Source organism: Telmatobacter bradus (genome assembly GCF_048629425.1).
GTDB lineage: Bacteria > Acidobacteriota > Terriglobia > Terriglobales > Acidobacteriaceae > Telmatobacter > Telmatobacter bradus.
The window spans coordinates 3,648,581-3,668,992 of sequence record NZ_CP184532.1 but is presented as its reverse complement, the minus strand read 5'-3'; the positions used below and the strand labels follow the sequence as shown (position 1 = coordinate 3,668,992).

Here is a 20,412-nt window from a genome sequence, read left to right as displayed (position 1 = left end):
AAAACAATCACCTCGGTGGAAGCTTACGAAATTACCTTCAAGCCGGGTCAGGCCGGCGGACGCCACAAACATCCTTGCCCGGTCGTCGGCTACATTGTCGAGGGCGCAGCGGTGATGGAAGTGGAAGGAGGATTGCCGCAGTCGCTGCCTACAGGAAGTACCTTCTACGAGCCAGCTGAAGCAGTCATTGCGCGTTTCGATAATGCTTCGGCCACCGAGCCTATGAAGTTTGTAGCCTACTATCTGCTTGAAGGAGAGCAGCCGCTGATCGAGATGCTTCCTACCTGACAGGAGCAGGTTGCACAAAAGCATCCAGCCGATATCCAAAGGCATAAGGAGACGGCAATGACAATCAATCTTGAAGGCACCCTTGCAATGTTGAGCGTGATGTATGCACGACAGCATGAGCAGAAGAAAAAATGTGCAACTGGGGGAGTCACGTCTATGAGTGAACGATGCATGATTGCAGTCACAATCATTATCTTGCTGCAAACAAATATGTTGTGTCGTCGGATTGCCCCGTGCCGTTTCTCGCAGATTGACTATATTCGGCTTATTCGTTAGATTGAATCACTGCTGTCCGGTTTAACTTAGCCGGGTCGCCGTCAAGTTTATTGCCAAGTTTGGTTTACAGCGATTTTAGGGTGTCCACGATTTGAATTACACGTGGGTCATTTGCGATGCTTTCGGGATTCAACGACCGGGAGTGCCGCATGAACGTGGGCAAGACGCTGTTTGCGCAGGTGATGGAGTTTGTGCCGTGGAAGACCTTTGCGCGCATCATCGAACGGCACAAGGGCGATGCGGGAGTACGCACGCTCGGTTGTGCCGACTTGTTTCGCGTCATGGCTTTCTCTCAACTCACTTGGCGCGAGTCACTGCGCGACATTGAGGTGTGCCTGGAGGCCAACCAGTCCAAGCTGTTCCACATGGGCATTGCGGCACCGCCCGCCCGCTCCACACTGGCCGATGCGCTGAACCTGCGCGACTGGCGCATCTACCACGCACTGGCCCTGCGGCTGATCTCTCATGCCAGGGCACTGTACGCAGAAGATCCTTCGGTGCTGGGACTCGATGCAAGCGTTTACGCTCTGGACTCCACCACCATCGACTTATGCTTGAGCTTATTCGACTGGGCGCCGTTTCGATCCACCAAGGCGGCCATCAAGCTTCATACACTGCTGGACCTGCGCGGCGCGATTCCAGCGTTCATTCACATCAGCGACGGCAAGCTGCATGATGTCAACGTGCTCGACATTCTTCTTGTCGAGGCAGGCAGTTTCTACATCATGGACCGGGGCTATCTGGACTTCGTGCGGCTGTACGCGATGCACCGGGCGGGAGCCTTCTTCGTCACACGTGCCAAGGAGAACATGGATGCGCGACGCGTGTATTCGTTCCCTGTGGACCGGGCCAGCGGGATCATTTGCGATCAGCGCATCATGCTCAATGGCTTCTACTCGGCAGAGAATTACCCGGACCATCTACGCCGCATTCGCTTCAACGACCCAGAGACGGGCAAGACACTGGTCTTTCTGACCAACAACACGGCATTGCCTGCACTGACTATCGCCGAGCTTTACAAAAGCCGCTGGCAGGTTGAGTTGTTCTTCAAATGGATCAAGCAGCACCTGCGCATCAAGCGATTTCTGGCTACTAGCGAGAACGCCGTGAGAAGCCAAGTCTGGTGTGCCATCGCCACCTATGTCTTGATCGCCATCGTCAAGAAGGAACTGAAACTAGAGGCCTCGCTCTACACTTGTCTACAGATTCTGTCGGTATCGATCTTCGAGAAAACCGAGATTTCAAGCGCTCTTCAGCCAAATCTCTACCGATCTGACCAAGTAACTCTTTCTAACCAACTGAATCTATTCGACATCTAACCGGACACCAGTGAGATTGAATTTATGGCTCTGCGCAGGAATCTGTAAGGCAGCGTGATTTTCGCGGGTTTTGCTTGAGGTGTGGAATCGGCTATTCTCCTCCCGATGCGCGACAACGATTGGACGCGGGTATTGGGATGGCCGGGCTACAAGGTCTACCGCATGAGATTGACGAGCCTGGCAAAAGGCTGAAGCTTTGGGTTCGGCGCAAGCGGGCCAACAAGTTGCTGGTCTGTTCCGGCTGCGGCAGGCCAACAGGCGAAATGGTAGCCAGCTATGAGCGGGAAGTGCGCGATCTGCCGTGCTTCGAGTATCTGACCACGGTGGTGATCGAGCTGTACCGGGTTCGTTGCCTGGACTGCGGCGTCAAGGCGGAGAAGGTGCCGCTGCTTCCTGGCAAAGCGCCCTTCAGCAAGCGTTTCGAGGATGCGGTAGGCCAAGCCTGCGAAAGCTCCGCAGCCAGCCGAGTAGCGCGGCAGTTTGGTCTGGCGGCGAGCACGGTGCGGGCCATCGATCAGCGGTATCTGGCGCGTTGGGCAAAGTCGCGGCGCAAGCCGGCCTTGCGGCAGATGGGTGTGGACGAGATCTTTGTGGGCAAAAAGCAAAAGTTCATCACCGTGGTGAGCAACCTCGGGACCGCCGAGCCTCTGTGGTTCGGCGCGGAGCGGAAGAAGGAAACGCTCGACGAGTTCTTCGCCAAGCAACTGAGCCCCTTTCAACGTGGCGCGGTGCAGGCTGCCTGCGTCGATATGTGGGAACCGTTCAAGCAGAGCATCGCCGAGTGGCTGCCCAACTGCCGCATCATCTATGACAAATTTCACATCATGAAGCACGCCGGAGCGGCTGTGGATGAGGTGCGCCGCCAGGAGTTCTTCCGCAAGGGCGGGCCGGCGCGGGAACTGGTCAAGGGCAAGCGCTGGCTGCTGCTGACGCGCTGGGTGCATCTGACCGCGCGCCAAAAACAGCAACTCAACGAACTGTTTGCGCTGAACCGGCGCGTGATGAAGGCGTACCTGCTCAAGGAAAGTCTGGATCGGCTGTGGAGCTACAGATATGAGGGCGCGATGTTGCGCTACCTGAAGAACTGGATCGATCAGTTGCGCTGGCAGCGGCTCAAGCCCATGGAGAAGTTGGCCGACATGCTGCTTCGCCATCTGGAGGGAATCCTGAACTACTGCAGAACAAAGGTTCCCCTGGGGGTGGTCGAAGCAGTCAACGGCAACATCAAAGCGCTGTTGCGACGCGGACGCGGCTACCGCAATCTCAACTACCTGCTGCTGAAAGCGCAACGGCTGGCCGCCACAAGAACCCAACTCGTCGCCTTTCAGAAAGCCGCGTAAAACGATGGCCTTTACACATTCTCGTCAAGAGCCGAATTTATGAATAAGCCTGCCAATGCTTGTTGTTGTTGCCCGAATGGTACGCCATGTGGGGACGCAGCAGTGTATGCAGCACAGTTCGAAAAGGAATCTTGACAAGATTTCTTTTGAGCGCGTTTGGCCCACTCCATGTACACATTGAGTGGGCCTTTACTTTTAGCGAAAGAACCGGGCACATCTTCGAAGTTGCATAGAGTCGGCGGCTAGGACTAACCGACAGCGAGGATAAGCCCGTGGCAATTGATCGAAGATTCCGTTATTTACCCATTCTGGTTGCATTCTTGGTAGTGGCATGGATTCCAGTGCTGAACGCGCAAGTTTTTCGCGGCAGCATTGTCGGGAACGTGACAGACCCTTCTGACGCCGTAATCACCAACATTCAAATCAGTGCTGTGAGCCAAGCGACAGGCGCGCATTACGCATCGAGCACTTCCAGTGCAGGCCAGTATCAATTTCAAGACCTTCCTCTTGGAAATTACACGCTAAGTGTAACTACTGCTGGATTCAAGCAGGTTGCAGTCAAGAACATCAAGGTGGAGGCTGGCTCTGCCTATGTGCTCAATCTGAAGTTGCAACTTGCCAATGGTGATGAGACCATCGAGGTTTCTGCAGCTGCAATATCTCTGGATACAGAAACGGCGGCGCAGACAACGAATCTATCTACAACTGCTATTGAAGATTTACCAATTGCCGGGCGCAGTTTTATTGCGACAGAAGCGTTAGTTCCTGGATTTGCTGGCTACAGTAACAATTCACTGACGGGCGCGATCAATGGAACACGCGTGCAGCAGGTGAACTACCAGATTAATGGTACAGACAACAACGATCCATTCCGCAATCAAGCAACGGCAAACCAGAACGGACAATCCGGAATTTCCGGCGTTCTTTTCCCAATAGATGCGATTGAAGAATTCTCATTGCAGACGGTAGGAAGTGCTGAGACTGGACGCAACCCTGGTGGAACGCTCAACCTCGTCACCAAGTCAGGCACGAACGACCTGCACGGCAGTGCCTTTTACTTTAACCGCAATGAAGCGCTAGCCGCTGCGTCGCCATTCCTTCCAGAAGACAACAAGAAGCCTGCTAACCGCAGTACGAACTGGGGCGGTTCATTAGGTGGTCCAATCAAGAGGAATCGAACCTTCTTCTTCCTTTCGTATGAAAAGCAGACCTTTTCCATCAGTCCAGGCAGCTATGGTACCGAGCCGGGAACGGGTTACCAAGCGGATGCAAGGAGTCTTTTAAAGCAGTACTCTGTCGCAGAGAATTCAGCTGCAACGACGGCGCTCAATACGCTGTGGCCTTCGGCGGCGCTGACGGCTGCTTCCTCCGATTCAGCGAGCAACTACTTTGCTCCCGATCTGGAGTACGGCTACAGCCACAATTTTTTCATTAAGGTCGATCAGAAGATTAACGACAACAATAATCTCTCAGCAAGCTGGTATGCAGGTGAAGGGCAGCAGGTCGTTCCTGTCAGTACGTATCTGAAATGGTATTACGATGCTGGCCCAATGCACGTTCAGAACTATTCAGTAATTTGGAACAGTATTCTGAGCCCTCGCCTAACCAACCAGTTGCAATTGGGTTCTGATAGCACAAATCAGAAATCGCGCGACTTCAAGCACGACCAGAATGTGCAGCAATATTTTGATACGGAATCCCCCTTCTCTGGATCTCCGACGATTGAGATTGGTAATTTCGATACCATCGGTCCAAATGGAATTGGCGGTCGCGTGGACGTTACAGGTCATGTGACAGATGCTCTCTCGTGGGATATTGGGCACCACTCCATTCGACTTGGCGGAGAATTTCGTCATGCTCAGGCAAATGAGTTCTATTACAACAATGCGCTTGGTACGCTGATCTTCAATGGCGAAAGCGGACCTTGGTCTGCAGATACATCAATCAGCACCAATACGGCAGCCTTAGCTGATTTTCTAGCGGGGTATTCCTCGTCTTCGTCAATCTCCTACGGAACAGCCACCCGCAATCTCTACTACAATTCAGGCGCTTTTTTTGCTCACGATAACTGGCATCTTAACCGGCATCTGACGTTGAACTTCGGCGTTCGCTATGAATACACAACACCGGTGCATAACGGGGACAAAAATCTGTCCACATTTATCCCCGGCCGTGGCGTCGTTTTTCTTGGCAGTGGGCTTGATTCTCTGTATCCGCGTGACTATCTGAATATTGCGCCTCGGGTAGGCTTCTCCTATCAGCCGAGCGAGAAAAGTGGAATCGTGGTGCGGGGTGGATTTGGCATTTACTACGACACGCCAGCATTTGACATTTTCGTTCAGGCAAATTCCCCCAACAGCGGCGCTAGTGGAATTCAGGCAAATCCGGGTGGCAAGGATCCTGTAAACACATATGCACAGAATGCGACCACCATTGTTGCAGGACAGCCTATCTTTGCCAATGCCATTCTGGACAATTCCACGTCAGTATTTGCAGTCAGTCAGCGATTCAAGACTCCTCGTGACTATACCTATCATCTGCAAGTTGAAAAATCCATTGGCGGCAAGGCGATCGTGCAGCTCGGCTATGTTGGCCTGCAGGGCAGGCATTTGACGGATATGGCGGACATCAATCCTGCCGCACCTAATAGTACAGGCACAGTGGTGGATTCCACGCGCCCTTACTATGCCCAGTTCCCGAACGTGACCGTCATCAACCAACTCGGAACCGATGCAACGTCGAATTATAACTCACTGCAAGCTGTTCTGAAGACATCCATTTGGCACGGATTCTCAGGGCAATTGGCTTACACGTGGTCGCATAACCTGGACAATGACAGCGCTCCGCAGAATAATGATGCAGCATCTTACAGTAACACCGACTGGCCACAGAATAATCTTGATCTGAAGGCAAATTATGGCAATGCTGATACGGATGAACGGCATTCGCTTACAGCGGAACTATCCTATGTTGTACCGAAATTAGCGGCTTTGCCAGGGTGGCTTAGCGGTGGTTGGTCACTTGACAGTGCAATCAGCGTTCGCTCCGGAAACCCGTTTACCATTGTTGCTGGATACTTGGATACAACAGGCACAGGAGACTATTCGCAGTTTGTCAACATCGTTGGAAACCCAACTGCGGGGATCAGTCACAAGATCGTCAATAATCAGGTCCAGTGGTTTAATACGAATGCATTCAGCCTTCCCACAACTGGTACTTATGGAAACGAACGCCGTAATCAGCTGGTGGGGCCTGGGTATAGCGATGTGGATCTGTCTGTTTTCAAGAGCGTGAATTTTACAGAAAGAATCAAGGGACAGTTTAGAGCGGAGCTGTTCAATGTCTTCAATCGGACCAATCTTGGATTTCCCTCCATTGACTACTCCACAGAAGCGAATGGCTTTGGCACGATCAGCTCGACTATAGGATCAAGCGAAGAAGCACCCGGTATCGGACCCGGCGAACCATTCAATGTTCAGCTTGGTTTGCGGCTGACCTTCTGATCTGTTCATCAACCACGCGTCGAAGGGAACTTGTTGGTGTCATTGCCTTCGTGCCTTACGCAACAAACCAGAGAAGGAAACAGTGTGATGAAAAAACAAATACGATTCATGAAGGCTGCTGCATTGTTTGCAGCCATTAGCGTAACCGCCGCAATGGCTCAGACAGCGCATTCGGTTGACGCGATTGACGGTCGCTGGGATGCCACAGTCATTGGACACGGTGTTGCGATTCCATTCCGTCTGGATATCAGTGGTTCTGGAACCTCCCTCAAAGGAACACTCTTTGATGGTTCAAGGCCGAACAACACAACAAGTAGTGCAAGCTTCAAAGACGGTAAGCTGGTTTTAGTCCTCGAACACTACCAGTCCACCATCACGGCAGAACTGAAGGACGGAAAACTGGCGGGCGGTATCTCGGCCGCCATTGCCAATGGAGTATTGCCGGATGTGGGCACACAGTTCGAGGCCGTGCGTCATGTTGAATCAGCTGATGTGCCCAAAAATGTTCCCTCGATTGATGGTTCCTGGATCATTACTCTGCCCAGTCTTTCAGAAAAAGGAGAAAAGGCTTTTCGTCTGGTCGTCAAGCAAAACAATGCATATGTAGAAGCAACAATCCTGCGTGTGGATGGAGATAGTGGTGCCTATTCGGGGAACTTCAAGGACGGTAAATGGCTGCTCAGCCACTACGATGGCGGACGTCCTGGTGCGATTGAGATTACTGTGCAGGGTGATGGTTCTCTGAAGATCGTGCAGCTCGGCGGACTTGCAACAGACGATGCTCCAAAAGATGGCTTCGGAGGCATCGCGCGAAACTTGGTTGCCTATCGCGCAAGTGAGGCAGAGGCGAAAGGATTGCCTCAGCCGGATAACTATCAGACTCACACGGGCATTCTCGATCCTAAGAAAAAATTCACTTTCAAATTTCCTGATGCCGACGGAAAGATCGTCTCAAGTGACGACCCACAGTTCAAGGGCAAGGTACTTATTGTGAGTATCACCGGTACCTGGTGCGAAAACTGCCATGATGAAGCGCAATTTCTAGTGGAGATGGATAAGAAGTACCGCGATAAGGGGCTGCAAATTGTTGCGCTGGACTTTGAGGAACCAGAGCAGCTCAAAACTTTGAAGCGGGAACATGCCTTTGTGAAGCACTATGGGGTGCAATTTACCTATCTGATAGCTGGTACGCCGGATCAGTTGAACGAAAAGGTGCCCGAAGCTGTAAATCTAGACAGCTGGCCCACGGCCTTTTTTATTGGACGGGATGGGACGGTCAGGGCTACACACACTGGATTTGCCTCACCTGCGAGTGGCGAGTTCTATGGCCAGTTGAAAAAGGAATTCGAATCAACAATCGAAAAACTCCTAGCCGAACCCGATACTACGGGCCCAGCGGGTTTTTAAGGCGGATTTTATTCAGGAGTAAATCGTCTCTCTCGTGTTTGCCTGTGTCGTGAAATATGGGCAGGCACGAGTGGCGATCTTTTTAAGGATTTTTGGTTCGTTGCAAATCGTGTGCCTTCAAAGACTTCATGTCTGACTACAATGGGAGACTCATTCGGGTGCGTTATTTTTCAATGTTTCTTGGGGTTATTTTTCTTTTTTGCCTGCCTGCGCAAGCTGCCTCTCCTCAGGTGGATGCGCCGCACTTACGTGTGAAGCTCGTAGTTGCAGATGAAGCGCTTTACGCTGGATTGCAGCCGAATGATGTTGGAGTCTTTTTTTCTCTGGAACCCGGATGGCATATTTACTGGATGAATCCAGGAGATGCAGGCGAGCCGCCACATTTCCATTGGACACTGCCCGAAGGTGTGACTGCCAGTGCCGTGCAGTTTCCAGTTCCGGAGCGGATCGCACTCGGCTCGATGGCAGATTATGGCTATAAGGGGGATGTACTATTTCCAGTAAAATTGCAGATTACAACTGTCCCAAAGAGTACAAACATTTCCTGAAATTCCCAGAACGCCAATCTTCGGACTTCCCCTCATGGCGAAAGAGGAGGATTCTGAAGCGCTCTTACAACAGTTATACTTCAGCCGATGCAGGCCAAGAGTTGAATTGTGTATGTCTGCCTGCCATCCTGATCCGGAGTTCTGGATGTGCCACAGTGGAAGCTTTTTCACCTCGATGCAGGTGTCGAGAATGCTTGTTTGCCAGTACTCCTGCATGGCGGTCAAGGAACTGTGAACAAGCGGGAACAGAGACTACAAATCAACCTTGCGGCGGACCGGAGATCAGGAAGTCTTCCCAACTGACGCTTGCGACGCTGTGGCGCCGGGCAATCTCTTCATCGCCTGGCGCACAGATGACCAGAGGCGTAAACGCCGGATTGCGACGGCAGAATTCAAGCACGCCGCGAAGCGCCAGGACATCGAATCTCCCGGTCTTGACCTCCACGGCCCACTTCCCCCAACTCCCATCCATGACGGCATCGATCTCAAGCGGTTCCTCGCGCCAATACGTTACCTGCTGGCCCTGGTTGATCGCAAAGGCCAGGCAGGCGTTTTCTACCCAGAAGCCGAAGCGTCCCGGCTCACGATCCTGGTTAGGAGCGCCATCAGGGTGCATGGCTGACAAGAGAGCGTTGTTGAGCGTTACGAGTTTCGGCGGAGATGCACGGCGTCTGAGAACCTGCGTCGAATACTTCTCCAACGGCGCGATCAAATATGCGTCTCCGAGCAGGGCCAGATAATTGGCAACTGTTTCGATAGCTCCGCTGTCCTGAAGTTGCCCTTGCAGCTTTTGCAAGGAGACGATTTGCGCGGGTGAGCCGGCGGCGATAGCAAAGACTTGGCGGAGCAGAGCGGGACGCCGTACCGCGCCTTGCGCCAGCACATCGCGGCCGATAGCAGGCTCGATGATGGCATCGCGCACATAAGCGCGCCATCGTTCGGGAGATTTTTGAAATTCCACGGCGCCAGGATAGGAGCCAAAGAGAACGAGATTGATGGCGGCTTCCTGCGGAGAGAGATGAAATGCTGTAGCCAGCGAAGCGGCGGGCCAGTGACTCAGCGTCAAACGCTCGAAACGTCCAGCCAGACTCTCCCGCGAGGCTTGGGCGACGCGAAGGGCCGAAGACCCGGTAGCTACCACATGAATGGGCAGGCGGCGCCGACGAGCGCGGTCCCAGTGCCCCTTGAGCCGTCCCGCCCAATCGGATAAATGATGCACCTCATCTAACAACAGAACCGCCGTCCCCTGCTTCGCTCGCGTTTCAGCCTCAGCCCAGCGGCGCTCCCAAAAACCAGGCAGAGCGGCGTCCGGATCGTCGCCGGCCGCATAGATGGCTTGGTCGCCGAACTTTGCGGCAATGTCCAAAAGCAGCGTAGTCTTACCCACCTGCCGGGGACCGGTGAGAAGTTGGATACGGCCGGGCGCGGCTTCACCGAGCCGTTCGAGCAGCACATCGCGGCAATGCAGGTAGGCGTTCTTAATCTCAGCCATAGTCTAATAATTATTCGACTATGGCTGAGATTGTGTCAAGTCAAGCGCTACACGCCGCATCCTTCTGTCTACGAACTGGCCTGTGAACGGTTCGATGTGTCAGCCGGGCGCGTCTGCTTTCTCTCTTCCAATGGCTGGGATGCCTACTCTGCCAAGGCGTTTGGCTTTCGTGTCCTGTGGTGCAACCGCTTCGGCCAAGCGCCCGAGCGAATCCCGGAGACGCCCGACGCGCAGATTGCCACGCTTGCCGAACTGCCAGAGATCGTTTTGGGCTAGAAGCAGAGGGGATGTGAGTGCAGCCCTATTTCAGATTGCAGGCGCTACAAGTTGCCCAATACGCCGGACAGTAGTCCAGGAAAATGCTTCTCTAATTCCTCGGATTGCAGAAAATTGTGGATCGAAGTACCCTCAGTGCGAGATCCGAGAATGCCGGCCTCCCGAAGGACACGGAAGTGGTGCGAGAGCGAAGATTTTGGCATATCCATGCCGAATCCACCACACGGTACTGCTCCCTGCCTCGCGACTTGCCGCACGATCTCCAGACGAATGGGATCGCCGAGCGCATACAACACCCGAGCAAGGTCAGAATCCGAGGGGCGCTTCTTTTTTGTGCGCAAAGCCATGTGTCGATTGTAAAAGAAAAATCAAGAAGCGCGTAGCTTGACAGCCCTTCAATGTTCGATTATTGTCGAATCATCTTGTTCGACATATATCGAACACCGGAGGCAGAGATGAAATCTTATGGACTGGTTTCCGCTGCAAAGGGACTTCGCCTGCAAAAAGGTGAGAAACTACCGCCTCAGCTTGGCCCACATGATGTGCTCGTGCGCATTGAGGCTGCCAGCCTCAACTATCGTGACTTGATGATCTTGCGCGGCCAGTACGGCGGCCCGACCCGCGAAGGTCTGGTGCCGCTCTCCGACGGTGCAGGCAGTGTCGTCGCGATCGGTCCGGAGGTGATGCGCTGGAGTAAAGGTGATCGCGTCGCGCCAACCTTCTTTCGGGCCTGGCTTAACGGCCCCTTTCGCGAGGCTTACCGTCCTTCTGCTCTCGGTGCAGGTGACACCGATGGCGTACTCTCGGAACTGGTCGCCGTGCCAGAGAAGTCCCTGGTTTCCATACCTGACGTACTCAGCATAGAGGAGGCCGCGACCTTGCCCTGCGCCGCTGTGACGGCATGGCAAGCTCTCGTGGTGCGTGGACAGCTTACAGCCGGAGATACCGTATTGGTGCAAGGAACAGGTGGCGTTGCAATCTTTGCTCTTCAGATTGCAACAGCGATTGGCGCCAGAGTTATCGTAACGTCATCCTCCGACGAAAAACGCGAACGTGCCATGAGCCTCGGCGCCTGGGCGACGGTGAATTACCTTACGACGCCTGACTGGGACATCGAAGTCCGTAAGCTGACCGATGGCGCGGGTGTCTCTCACATCATTGAAAATGGCGGGCCAGCTACTTTTGATCGTTCGCTTCGCGCTCTCGCGGCCGGCGGCAAGATTGCGCAGATCGGTGTCCTCACCGGTCACGGACCGCAGTCCAACTTGTTTCTCCTGCAGTTGAATAATGCCGACATCAACGGCATCAGTGTCGGCTCCGGTGAACAGTTTGCGGCGATGAACGAGTTCTTCGTTGCTCACCGGATCAAGCCGATCATCGATCGTAGATTCGCATTCGATGAAGCGGAAGCGGCGTACGAATACCTCGCGTCAGGCCGCCACTTTGGCAAGGTTGTGATCAAGTTGTGACGTTGATGAAACGACCTTATCACCGGGAAGTTGAGACCACGATAGAAAGGAACAACTGTGCTTGATTCTAGTGTTAGTAATCGCCCCGTTATCGATACTCCAGTCGCAAACCCTGAGGACGCGTTAGCTCACTTTCAGTCCGTTCTCTTGTATGAAACCGACTGCTGGAGCGTACATGGCTCAATCACGGCGGGGTACTCGGACTTCATCCTTCTGGATGTAAGGACTCCAGAGATGTTCAACGCAGGCCATGTGGAGTCTGCGGTCAATCTTCCATATAGGCGCATCAACGAACGCAACCTGACGCAGTTTCCTGCGGACGCTCTTTTTGTCGCATACTGCAGTGGTCCGCATTGTAGTGCGGCCGACCGTGCGGCAGCGAGCCTTGCAAGTCTGGGCCGCAAGGTGAAAAAGATGATCGGCGGAATAGCAGGATGGAAAGACGACGGATTCGATCTGGTGACAAGTTGAGCGACCTATCCGGCAGGCACATTCGTTCACAATCCTGCTGATTCTTCGCACATTCCGCAATCGAAGCAAGGTTGCATAATCTTTGTGTTATTCCCGGAAAGTTGTGGTGACGAATGCCCGCATTTACGATGACATACATTGGAGGTCCGACGGCGCTGATCGAACTGGGCGGAGTACGTTTTCTCACCGACCCGACTTTCGACCCGGCGGGAACCGAATATCCGACCGACATATACACCCTCAAAAAGTGGGAAGGTCCGGCAATCAGTGCTGATCAGTTAGGGAAGGTCGATGCCGTGCTGCTGAGCCACGATCATCATTATGACAACCTCGACCATGCGGGCCGTCAGGCACTCGCTGGCGCTACGCAGGTTCTCACAACTGTAGATGGAGCAGACCGACTCGGCGGCCATGCTGTAGGACTTGCCGCCTGGCAGAGCGTCGAGATTGCTGGCCCCGCAGGTCGTACGGTGAGGGTGACGGGAACACCGGCTCGGCACGGTCCGTCCGGCGGAGACAGGGGGCCTGTCACTGGATTTGTTTTGGCCTTCACTGACGCGCCGAATGACAGTCTCTATGTTTCTGGAGACACGGTTTGGTATGAAGGCATTGAGGAGATCGCCCGCCGTTTCAACATCACGGCTGCCGTCTTCTTCATGGGAGCTGCAACGGTGAGCGCAGCTGGCCCGAGTCACCTGACGATGACAGCCGAAGAAGGCGTGCGCGCCGCGCGTCTGTTCGATAAGGCGGTCATCCTTCCGCTGCATTACTCTGGTTGGGAGCACTTCAGCGAGTCTCGCAATGACATCCAAAGCGCTTTTTCCAGCGCCGGTCTTCAGAGTCGTCTGCGCTGGCTGGAACCTGGAGTCGCCACCTCGGTGGACTGGAAACCGCTGCTGGGCGCTCAAAGCACGCGCGACACGGTCGAGCGGTTGTTTGCAAAGATGGCGTCTGCTGAACCACCCGAACTGATCGCATCCGAGTTCAGCGAAGAGGTCGATTGGGACATTGCCGGCGATGTTCACCACGTTCCCTGGATCGGAAAGAGAAAGGGACGAGCTGGCGTCGCGGATTTCTTCCACGAACTTCGCCGGTGGATCGAGTCCGTTCGTTTCCAAGTCCAGTCGATAGTCGTCGATGGTGAGCAAGCGGTCGCCCTGGGAGAACTTGTCTCACGGGTGAAGAGCACGGGCGGAACGATTGAGAGCGCATTCGCATTCGAGTTCATCGTTCGGCATGGTTTGATCGTCCGGTACAGGCTCTTCGAAGACAGCTTTGCAGTATCGCGCGCCGTTGTTGGAAGCAACTTTGAAGGAAGTGGCCCATCATGAGAATCTTGAACATCCTGGTTCGGCGCTGTTTGCCACTGGATCGCTTCGATGAGGCGATTGCCTTTCATGAAAGGCTTATCGGCCAGAAAGCGCGCTTGGCTTTCGATTACCCGGAGTACGGCTTGAAGCTCGCTCAGGTAGCCTCCATTCTGTTCATCGGCGGTACCCCAGAGAGTCTTGCGCCTTTCACCGCGACGCATGCCACGTTTCTGGTAGACGACATCGAGAATTACGCGCGGCATCTGCCAACACTCGGAGCGGAGGTGCTCGAAGCGCCCAAGCCGGTTCCTACCGGTTGGAATATGCTCGTCCGCCATCCCGACGGGATGCTTGTCGAATATGTCGAGCATCGGGACAAGCATCCTGCAGATCACTTGCCCGAAGCGAAGTATCCAAAACGAGCTTTTGCAGCGTAGATAAGATTCAGACTCCACCAAGGCGGGCAACAGATCATGCGCTCTTCTTTCATATCCGCGATGCTCTTCGGCAGCGTGTTCGCACTTACCGTCTGCGTGTATTCCGCAGCGCAGACCGAACTTTCCTGTGCAGGTAGTCCACGGTACGTCTCACGGGAATTCTCAGTCCACACGCCTGACGGCCTTACCATCGCGGCGGAAGAACGTGGCCGCAAAGATGGGCCAGCCATTCTCTTCGTCCATGGTTTGGCGCACAGCCGAGCATCCTGGCTTCGTCAGTTTGACAGTCCGCTGTCACAGGAATTCCACCTCGTGGCGTACGACCTGCGCGGTCACGGATGTTCCGACCGCCCGGCCGGCGACGAGTTCTACACGGAAGGCCACCGCTGGGGAGACGAACTGGCGGCGGTCATCAAGTCTGCACATCTGCATCGACCGGTGGTGGTGGCATGGTCTCTCGGCGGAGTCGTGGTGATGAACTACATTCGCGATCACGGCGATTCGAACTTGGCGGGCGTGGTGCTGGTGGATGCCGTGACCCATTTTTCGCCGGAGCTGTTTGGAGACGGCAATGCCGCGCTCGTGCAGCCGCTACAATCGCCGGACACAACAGTCCGCTCCGCTGCCACTCGCCGCTTCATAAGCGCGTGTTTCGTGGTTCCCCCGAAGCCGGCTGAGCTGGACTTGATCCTCGCCCGCGCTGGAGTTTTGCCGGCAAGCGTGCACGCGGCAATCCCGCGAGTTTCACTCGATCATGGCGACGAGGTACTCCGCTCGGTTCGTGTGCCGACGCTGGTCATCCACGGTGCGAAAGACGGCCTCACTCTGCCTCTTATGGCTCAAAGGACCGTATCTCTTGTTCCCGGCGCGAGGCTCTCGCTGTATGCGGATGCCGGACACGCCCCGTTCTTCGATGACACTGCCCGCTTCAACGACGAGCTCGCAAGCTTCGTGCGCGAAGTCAATCGTGATGCGTCCAAGAAGGTAAACGGTGTCGGGAAATAGTAGAGCTTCATCCTGGATGACAACGTGTCATCCTGAGAGTCGCTGGATCGCCACTCAATCGACCGGAGCTCTGAAGACGGAACTTCTTGCGGTTGACGCAAATTCGGATGTTCTGTACTCTTTCAATATCCGCATGACTGGATTGCTTCAAATCGTACGCGTCTGTTCCGCTGGTTGTTGTTGCCAGCGTTTGAGCTAACGCGCGCCCTTCCTTGTTCGTCTCCATTCCTCTTCTTTAATTCATGACCCTTTCGGGGTTGTTCCTATTGAGGTGTATCCGTGCCGGTTACCCGCAGAAATGTTCTCTTCGGCCTTACTGCTGCCGCATTTTCTACGCGCTTGCGTGCACAAGCCACGGGTGGTGCTTCTTCCCGTGCTTCTCTGACTTCCCGCGAACGCTTGGAGCGGCTCCTGACGGGGCGAGAACTGGACCGTACGCCCTACTCGATATGGCAGCATCTGGGCATAGAGCGCAATGGACCTGAAGCATTTGCGAAGGCCACGGTGCAATATCATCTGGACTACGGAACCGATTTTATCAAGGTCATGAGCGACCTTTCTTACCCAGCCTCGACCGGCAAGAACTGGTGGGATTTGAAGGTCATCGAAAATCCATTTCCAGAACAATTGCGTTCCCTCGAACTGATTCGCAACCAGCTTCCCGACCGCACATACTTCATTGAAACGGTATTCGCGCCGTGGAATGTCGTGGAAAAACTCTCCACCGAAGCCGAAGTGCGCAGGCTCAAACAAGAGAGCCCGCAACAGTTGGCTGACGCCTTGGAGGTCATTGCACACTCGCAAGCCAACCACGTCAAACGTGCGTTAGCGGCAGGTGCCGCAGGCATCTTTCTGGCTATCCCGACCGCTGATGAATCCGCACTAACTCGCGAGGATTATCGCAAATGGAGCGAGCCTTACGACCGCATTGTGCTGGAGGCGGCGCGTTCGGCGCATTTCAATGTTCTGCATATTCACGGCAGCAAGGTTTATCTGGATCTCTTCTACACGGGATGGCCTTCGGCGGCGATCAATTATTCAGCCGCTGCAACCGGGATCTCGCTTGAACAGGTCAAGCCTCACTACGCAGGTATCTTGATTGGCGGCATCGATGAAAACGCCTATCGTTTTCTCGATGTTGGCGATCTCAAGAAGGCGTATCACGACGCGGTTCGCGAAGTGGGAAGCCGTTTGATCTTTGCGCCAGGATGCACGGTGCCGCTCGATACCCCGCCAGAGGAGTTACGGCGGTTGAAGGCTGTTTTCAGCTAGTTCATCAGAATGCCCCCGGACAGGCTCTTCGAAATCCACACAGAGTACCCCTTGAAAGCGGCGGCTTTCGCCGTTGCCTACTCTCTTCCAGTGGATTCGAGCGAACCGGGAAGTGATCTTTCCCCACGCAAGATATTCTCATCTGGAGGTCCGTTTTATGCTGTCTGTTTTCCGAAAGCTATCCATTTATCCGTTGCTGATCGCGGTTGCTGCTGCGCTGGCGTTTCCTCTCTATCTTCCGGCGCAGCAAACTCTTGGAGGTATTACTGGGACTGTTTCCGAGCCCTCCGGCAGCCTGCTCACCGGAGTTGTGGTGACGGTCGTCGAGGAGCAGACACACCTGACGCGCTCTGGTAATACGCAGACGAATGGCCGTTATGAGTTCGTCAATCTTCCAATTGGCGTCTATACAGTGACCTATGCGCAGCAGGGATTCAATACGGCGAAATATCCTGGCATTCGTGTGCAGGCGGAACGAAGTGTCTCGCTCGATGTGCATCTTCAGGTGGGCGGAGTAAACGACTCGGTAACGGTTGAGGCGTCTCCCTTACTGAATGCGGTGGATACCACCAACGGCTATGTTCTGGATCGAGCACAGATCGATAGCGTTCCTTTGGCGACCGGAAGCTTTACGCAGTTGGCGATTCTGGCGCCTGGCGTCAATGCGGAACTTCTGGGCGGAACGGGCTCCAATACCGGGCTTGGCAATCAGGCGATCTGGGCCAATGGCCAGCGCGATACCAGCAACACCTTTCAAGTGAACGGAATTGATGCAGGTAATCTGTTCAACGGCAAAAGCACCAGTCAGGTGGTATCCGCGCGGGTCACTCCAAGCACCGGACAAGGAGACACCGCGGCCGGCGGAGTCATTGCGACCGGAGCATCGATCTATCTTTCCATCGGACAAGCGCTGCCCACGCCTGCGCCGGAGACGATCACCGAGGTTCGCGTGAATACTTCGATGTACGATGCGCAACAGGGCGCAACCAGCGGCGCGCATATCGACATCAGCACCGGCGCAGGCAACAACAACCTGCACGGAAACTTCTATAGCTATCGCGCGACAAATGCCTTCAACGCAGCCCCCTTCTTCTTCAAGCAGGATCCGAATATCCCCGCCAACCAAAAGGTTCCTGAACTGCATCGTTGGACTGCGGGTGGAGCGCTAGGCGGACCGCTGGTGAAGGACAAACTGTTCGGTTATGCAGCCTATCAGCAGCTGCATGTCTCCGACCAAGAGACTGGCATTTCACGCCTCGCCGTGCCCATTGGCCTGAGCGATGATCGCAGCGCCGACACGCTGGCTGCGCTGGGCAATGCGACCAACGGCGGAACGGACAATGGTGTGCTTTTGACCTCCGGCAATCTAAGTCCTGTTGCGCTTAAACTCATGCAATACAAGTTGCCAAATGGGAGGTTCCTGATCCCCTCCGACAATGGGACCAACATCACCAATCCCAACAGCAGCGTGCAGGACAATGCCGTCATTCCCGGCACCGCGTACTTCTTCTCGAAGCAAGCGGTTGCCGACCTGGACTGGAACGCATCGAAGAAGGATATCCTCTCGGCAAAGTACTACTATCAGCATGACCCCTCAGCCAATCCCTTTTCGTACTCTTACGTGGATGGTTTCAAGCAGCATGTGGATGCGGGAAGCCAGGTGGCATCCATCAACAACGCCGTCGCGCTTACGCCCTCGCTCGATTGGACGCAGACTTTCGGATTCGTTCGCGAAAAGGCCTACTCCACGAATGATCAGCCGTTTTCCCCCTCCAGCATCGGCATCAACACCTTCGGATTCGACACCTTTCCCGGCATCAACATCGGCAATATTCTAGGCAATGCCAGCCCCTTCAGCAAGTCACTCAACATCGGTCCCAGTGCTACCAAGTATTCCTTTACGGGTGTGTTTCAGAATCGCTGGCAGGGTGCATCGAATGCAATCTGGATCAAGGGACGGCATAATGTCACATTCGGAGCAAGCTATGCCTATACGCAGTTGAATGTGCGCAACCAGCGCACAGACAAGGGGTCCATCACCGTTGGCACCTTCTCTGATCTACTGGCTGGAGCGCCCCTGACCTCCACGGGCTTCTTTTCTGGAACCAGCTTTCTCCAAGGAGATGCCAATCGCTACTATCGCGCCCAGCAGCTTGGAAGCTACATCCAGGACAAGTTCCAGGTTACATCGCATCTGAGTTTGACCGCCGGAATTCGTTATGACTGGAATGGTCCGCTAACGGAAAAGAATGGCAAGCTCTTCAACTTTGATTCCTCCCGATATAACTACACGCCTACCGCGGGAGAACAGCCGGGCGTGATCGGCGCAAACGACGGCTTTATCATCGCTGGTAACAACAAGCAATACCCTTCTCCGGGCGTCAGCGCTTCCACGCTCAAAGGGCGCCAGTGGGGATTCGCGCCACGCATTGGCTTTGCCTATACACCTCCCCGTTTCGTGTCGAAGGTGGTTGTGCGTGGCGGCGCAGGCATCTACTATGACCGCGGCGAACTGTTTTCGTATCTCTCGCCCGCATTTGCCGAGGGTGCTACTACTGGTGGTCCGTTCGGTGTGACTCAGGCACCACCGTGGGTATCCTCCGTTACCTCCAACGCAAGCAGTACACTCAGCAGTCCATGGGGATCGTCCTTGCCTGCCGCGCCCACCGGCAACCCGGCGGACATCGTTCAATCCCTACCCAACGCGGCTGCGATTCGGCAGGGAGCACGCGTTTTTTCCTTTGCCGGATACGATATTCACAACAAGCTGCCTTACACCATCAACTACACTTTTGACATACAGTGGCAGCCGCGCAACGATTTGGCAATCGATCTCAGCTATGTTGGCAATCTTGGTCGCCATGGCGTCATTCCCATTCCGTTGAACCAGGCGCAAATCGCAACTCCCTCACATTCTGTCAACGGTGAAAATTACACCTACGGTTACAACGTCCTCGATTCGGCGACTACGCAGGTTAATCCCTGCAATGGATACTCTGGATACGGAAATCCTCTAGTACTGCCCAATGGCTCGCCCGAAGTCTGCACCTATGAAGGCGGCAACATCGATCTTCGTGTTCCCTACATCGGTTACGGCGCTGAATCCGTGAGCTATCGCGCAGAAGGCATCTCATCTTATAACGCACTACAGGCTCATCTGGAGAAGCGCCTCAGTCATGGTATCTCAGCCGGTGTGTCCTATACATACTCCCACTCATTGGACGAGCAGAGCGCTTTGGGGACGTTCTACAATGGCAACAACCCACTCAATCTGCGCGATGGATATGCATCATCGGACTTTGATCGTACGCATGTGATCGACTTCAACTACTCGTATCAGCTTCGCGACTTCTTTGCGCACAACACACTACGGGCAAGACTTGCCAATGGCTGGTCACTTCAGGGAGTTACCGTCATCCAGAGTGGCCAACCCTATAGCGTTCTGGATTACTCGGGCGCTGTCGCGAGTATCTATTACAGCGTCAATGATGGTATTACCAGCCCCATTCTTCCACTCAAGGCTGGATATACTCCGGCACGCGCCAAGACCGGAGCATCGGGAGCATTCGGCAAGCCAGCTCTTAATCCGGACGCCTTTGCCATTCCACTGCTGTCGCCAGGACAGAACGGCGTTCCTCCATGCGGACTCAGTGCTGGCGGACAGGCTATCTGCGATACCTATGAAACTGATTTCGCCAAAGGACAACGCAATATCTTCCGTCAGGCTTATCAAAAGCGAGCCGATATTGCGCTCGTCAAAGTGACGCAAGTGACTGAAGCCATCTCCGCCAAGTACAGTCTGAATGTTTACAATTTGACCAACACGTCTAGCTTTGACATTCCAGGAAACTACACCTACTTCAACTCCAGCTTCAACCAGACGCCAACTTCCGGCTCCACGTTGTATGGCTCGGCAGCCGGTCTTGGCGTAACAACCGCGACCATCGGCAGCCCGCGCCAAGTGCAAATGTCGCTGCATGTGATCTTCTAAGGAGCCCT

17 protein-coding genes are annotated in these 20,412 nt (G+C 54.5%); 15 read left to right on the top strand and 2 right to left on the bottom strand.

The window, feature by feature from the left end:
* Positions 1 to 15 precede the first annotated feature (15 nt).
* The 7 genes from ACOBR2_RS15065 (at position 16) to ACOBR2_RS15035 (ending at position 8,681) form a co-directional block, all read left to right on the top strand.
* Positions 16 to 288, top strand: coding sequence for a cupin domain-containing protein (locus ACOBR2_RS15065; RefSeq protein WP_420236939.1), 273 nt, complete (start codon positions 16 to 18; stop codon positions 286 to 288).
* Between the two features lie 57 nt (positions 289 to 345).
* Positions 346 to 564, top strand: a complete 219-nt coding sequence (locus ACOBR2_RS15060) for a hypothetical protein (RefSeq protein ID WP_420236938.1) — start codon at positions 346 to 348, stop codon at positions 562 to 564.
* 149 nt (positions 565 to 713) lie between these two features.
* Positions 714 to 1,883: an IS4 family transposase gene (locus ACOBR2_RS15055; RefSeq protein WP_420236937.1), complete on the top strand. Its 1,170-nt coding sequence runs from the start codon at positions 714 to 716 to the stop codon at positions 1,881 to 1,883.
* 137 nt (positions 1,884 to 2,020) lie between these two features.
* Positions 2,021 to 3,223, top strand: a complete 1,203-nt coding sequence (locus ACOBR2_RS15050) for an ISL3 family transposase (RefSeq protein WP_420236936.1) — start codon at positions 2,021 to 2,023, stop codon at positions 3,221 to 3,223.
* A gap of 272 nt (positions 3,224 to 3,495) precedes the next feature.
* Positions 3,496 to 6,726, top strand: coding sequence for a TonB-dependent receptor domain-containing protein (locus tag ACOBR2_RS15045; RefSeq protein ID WP_420236935.1), 3,231 nt, complete (start codon positions 3,496 to 3,498; stop codon positions 6,724 to 6,726).
* A gap of 87 nt (positions 6,727 to 6,813) precedes the next feature.
* The gene (locus tag ACOBR2_RS15040) at positions 6,814 to 8,133 is read left to right on the top strand and encodes a peroxiredoxin family protein (protein WP_420240018.1); all 1,320 of its coding nucleotides are present in this window, start codon (positions 6,814 to 6,816) and stop codon (positions 8,131 to 8,133) included.
* A 128-nt stretch (positions 8,134 to 8,261) separates the two neighbouring features.
* Positions 8,262 to 8,681 carry a protein-disulfide reductase DsbD domain-containing protein gene (locus ACOBR2_RS15035; protein WP_420236934.1) on the top strand — a complete coding sequence of 140 codons (420 nt, stop codon included), beginning with the start codon at positions 8,262 to 8,264 and terminating at the stop codon, positions 8,679 to 8,681.
* Between the two features lie 259 nt (positions 8,682 to 8,940).
* Here ACOBR2_RS15035 and ACOBR2_RS15030 read toward each other — a convergent pair whose 3' ends face one another.
* A complete protein-coding gene (locus ACOBR2_RS15030) occupies positions 8,941 to 10,173 on the bottom strand; it encodes an ATP-binding protein (protein ID WP_420236933.1) in 1,233 nt (410 codons plus the stop codon).
* Positions 10,174 to 10,203: 30 nt separating this feature from the next.
* Between ACOBR2_RS15030 and ACOBR2_RS15025 the strand changes: the two genes are divergently transcribed.
* Entirely contained in the window at positions 10,204 to 10,449 is a 246-nt protein-coding gene (locus ACOBR2_RS15025) for a hypothetical protein (protein ID WP_420236932.1), read from the top strand.
* A gap of 44 nt (positions 10,450 to 10,493) precedes the next feature.
* Here ACOBR2_RS15025 and ACOBR2_RS15020 read toward each other — a convergent pair whose 3' ends face one another.
* The gene (locus tag ACOBR2_RS15020; RefSeq protein WP_420236931.1) at positions 10,494 to 10,796 is read right to left on the bottom strand and encodes an ArsR/SmtB family transcription factor; all 303 of its coding nucleotides are present in this window, start codon (positions 10,794 to 10,796) and stop codon (positions 10,494 to 10,496) included.
* A gap of 108 nt (positions 10,797 to 10,904) precedes the next feature.
* Between ACOBR2_RS15020 and ACOBR2_RS15015 the strand changes: the two genes are divergently transcribed.
* From ACOBR2_RS15015 to ACOBR2_RS14985, 7 genes are all read left to right on the top strand, one after another.
* The gene (locus ACOBR2_RS15015; protein ID WP_420236930.1) at positions 10,905 to 11,918 is read left to right on the top strand and encodes a zinc-dependent alcohol dehydrogenase family protein; all 1,014 of its coding nucleotides are present in this window, start codon (positions 10,905 to 10,907) and stop codon (positions 11,916 to 11,918) included.
* A 147-nt stretch (positions 11,919 to 12,065) separates the two neighbouring features.
* Positions 12,066 to 12,389, top strand: coding sequence for a rhodanese-like domain-containing protein (locus ACOBR2_RS15010; RefSeq protein ID WP_420236929.1), 324 nt, complete (start codon positions 12,066 to 12,068; stop codon positions 12,387 to 12,389).
* A 128-nt stretch (positions 12,390 to 12,517) separates the two neighbouring features.
* Positions 12,518 to 13,720 carry an MBL fold metallo-hydrolase gene (locus ACOBR2_RS15005; RefSeq protein WP_420236928.1) on the top strand — a complete coding sequence of 401 codons (1,203 nt, stop codon included), beginning with the start codon at positions 12,518 to 12,520 and terminating at the stop codon, positions 13,718 to 13,720.
* Positions 13,721 to 13,725: 5 nt separating this feature from the next.
* Positions 13,726 to 14,136, top strand: coding sequence for a VOC family protein (locus tag ACOBR2_RS15000; RefSeq protein WP_420236927.1), 411 nt, complete (start codon positions 13,726 to 13,728; stop codon positions 14,134 to 14,136).
* A gap of 60 nt (positions 14,137 to 14,196) precedes the next feature.
* Positions 14,197 to 15,141 carry an alpha/beta fold hydrolase gene (locus ACOBR2_RS14995; protein ID WP_420236926.1) on the top strand — a complete coding sequence of 315 codons (945 nt, stop codon included), beginning with the start codon at positions 14,197 to 14,199 and terminating at the stop codon, positions 15,139 to 15,141.
* Between the two features lie 339 nt (positions 15,142 to 15,480).
* Positions 15,481 to 16,413: a uroporphyrinogen decarboxylase family protein gene (locus tag ACOBR2_RS14990; RefSeq protein ID WP_420236925.1), complete on the top strand. Its 933-nt coding sequence runs from the start codon at positions 15,481 to 15,483 to the stop codon at positions 16,411 to 16,413.
* Positions 16,414 to 16,570: 157 nt separating this feature from the next.
* Positions 16,571 to 20,404: a carboxypeptidase regulatory-like domain-containing protein gene (locus ACOBR2_RS14985; RefSeq protein ID WP_420236924.1), complete on the top strand. Its 3,834-nt coding sequence runs from the start codon at positions 16,571 to 16,573 to the stop codon at positions 20,402 to 20,404.
* Positions 20,405 to 20,412: the final 8 nt, after the last annotated feature.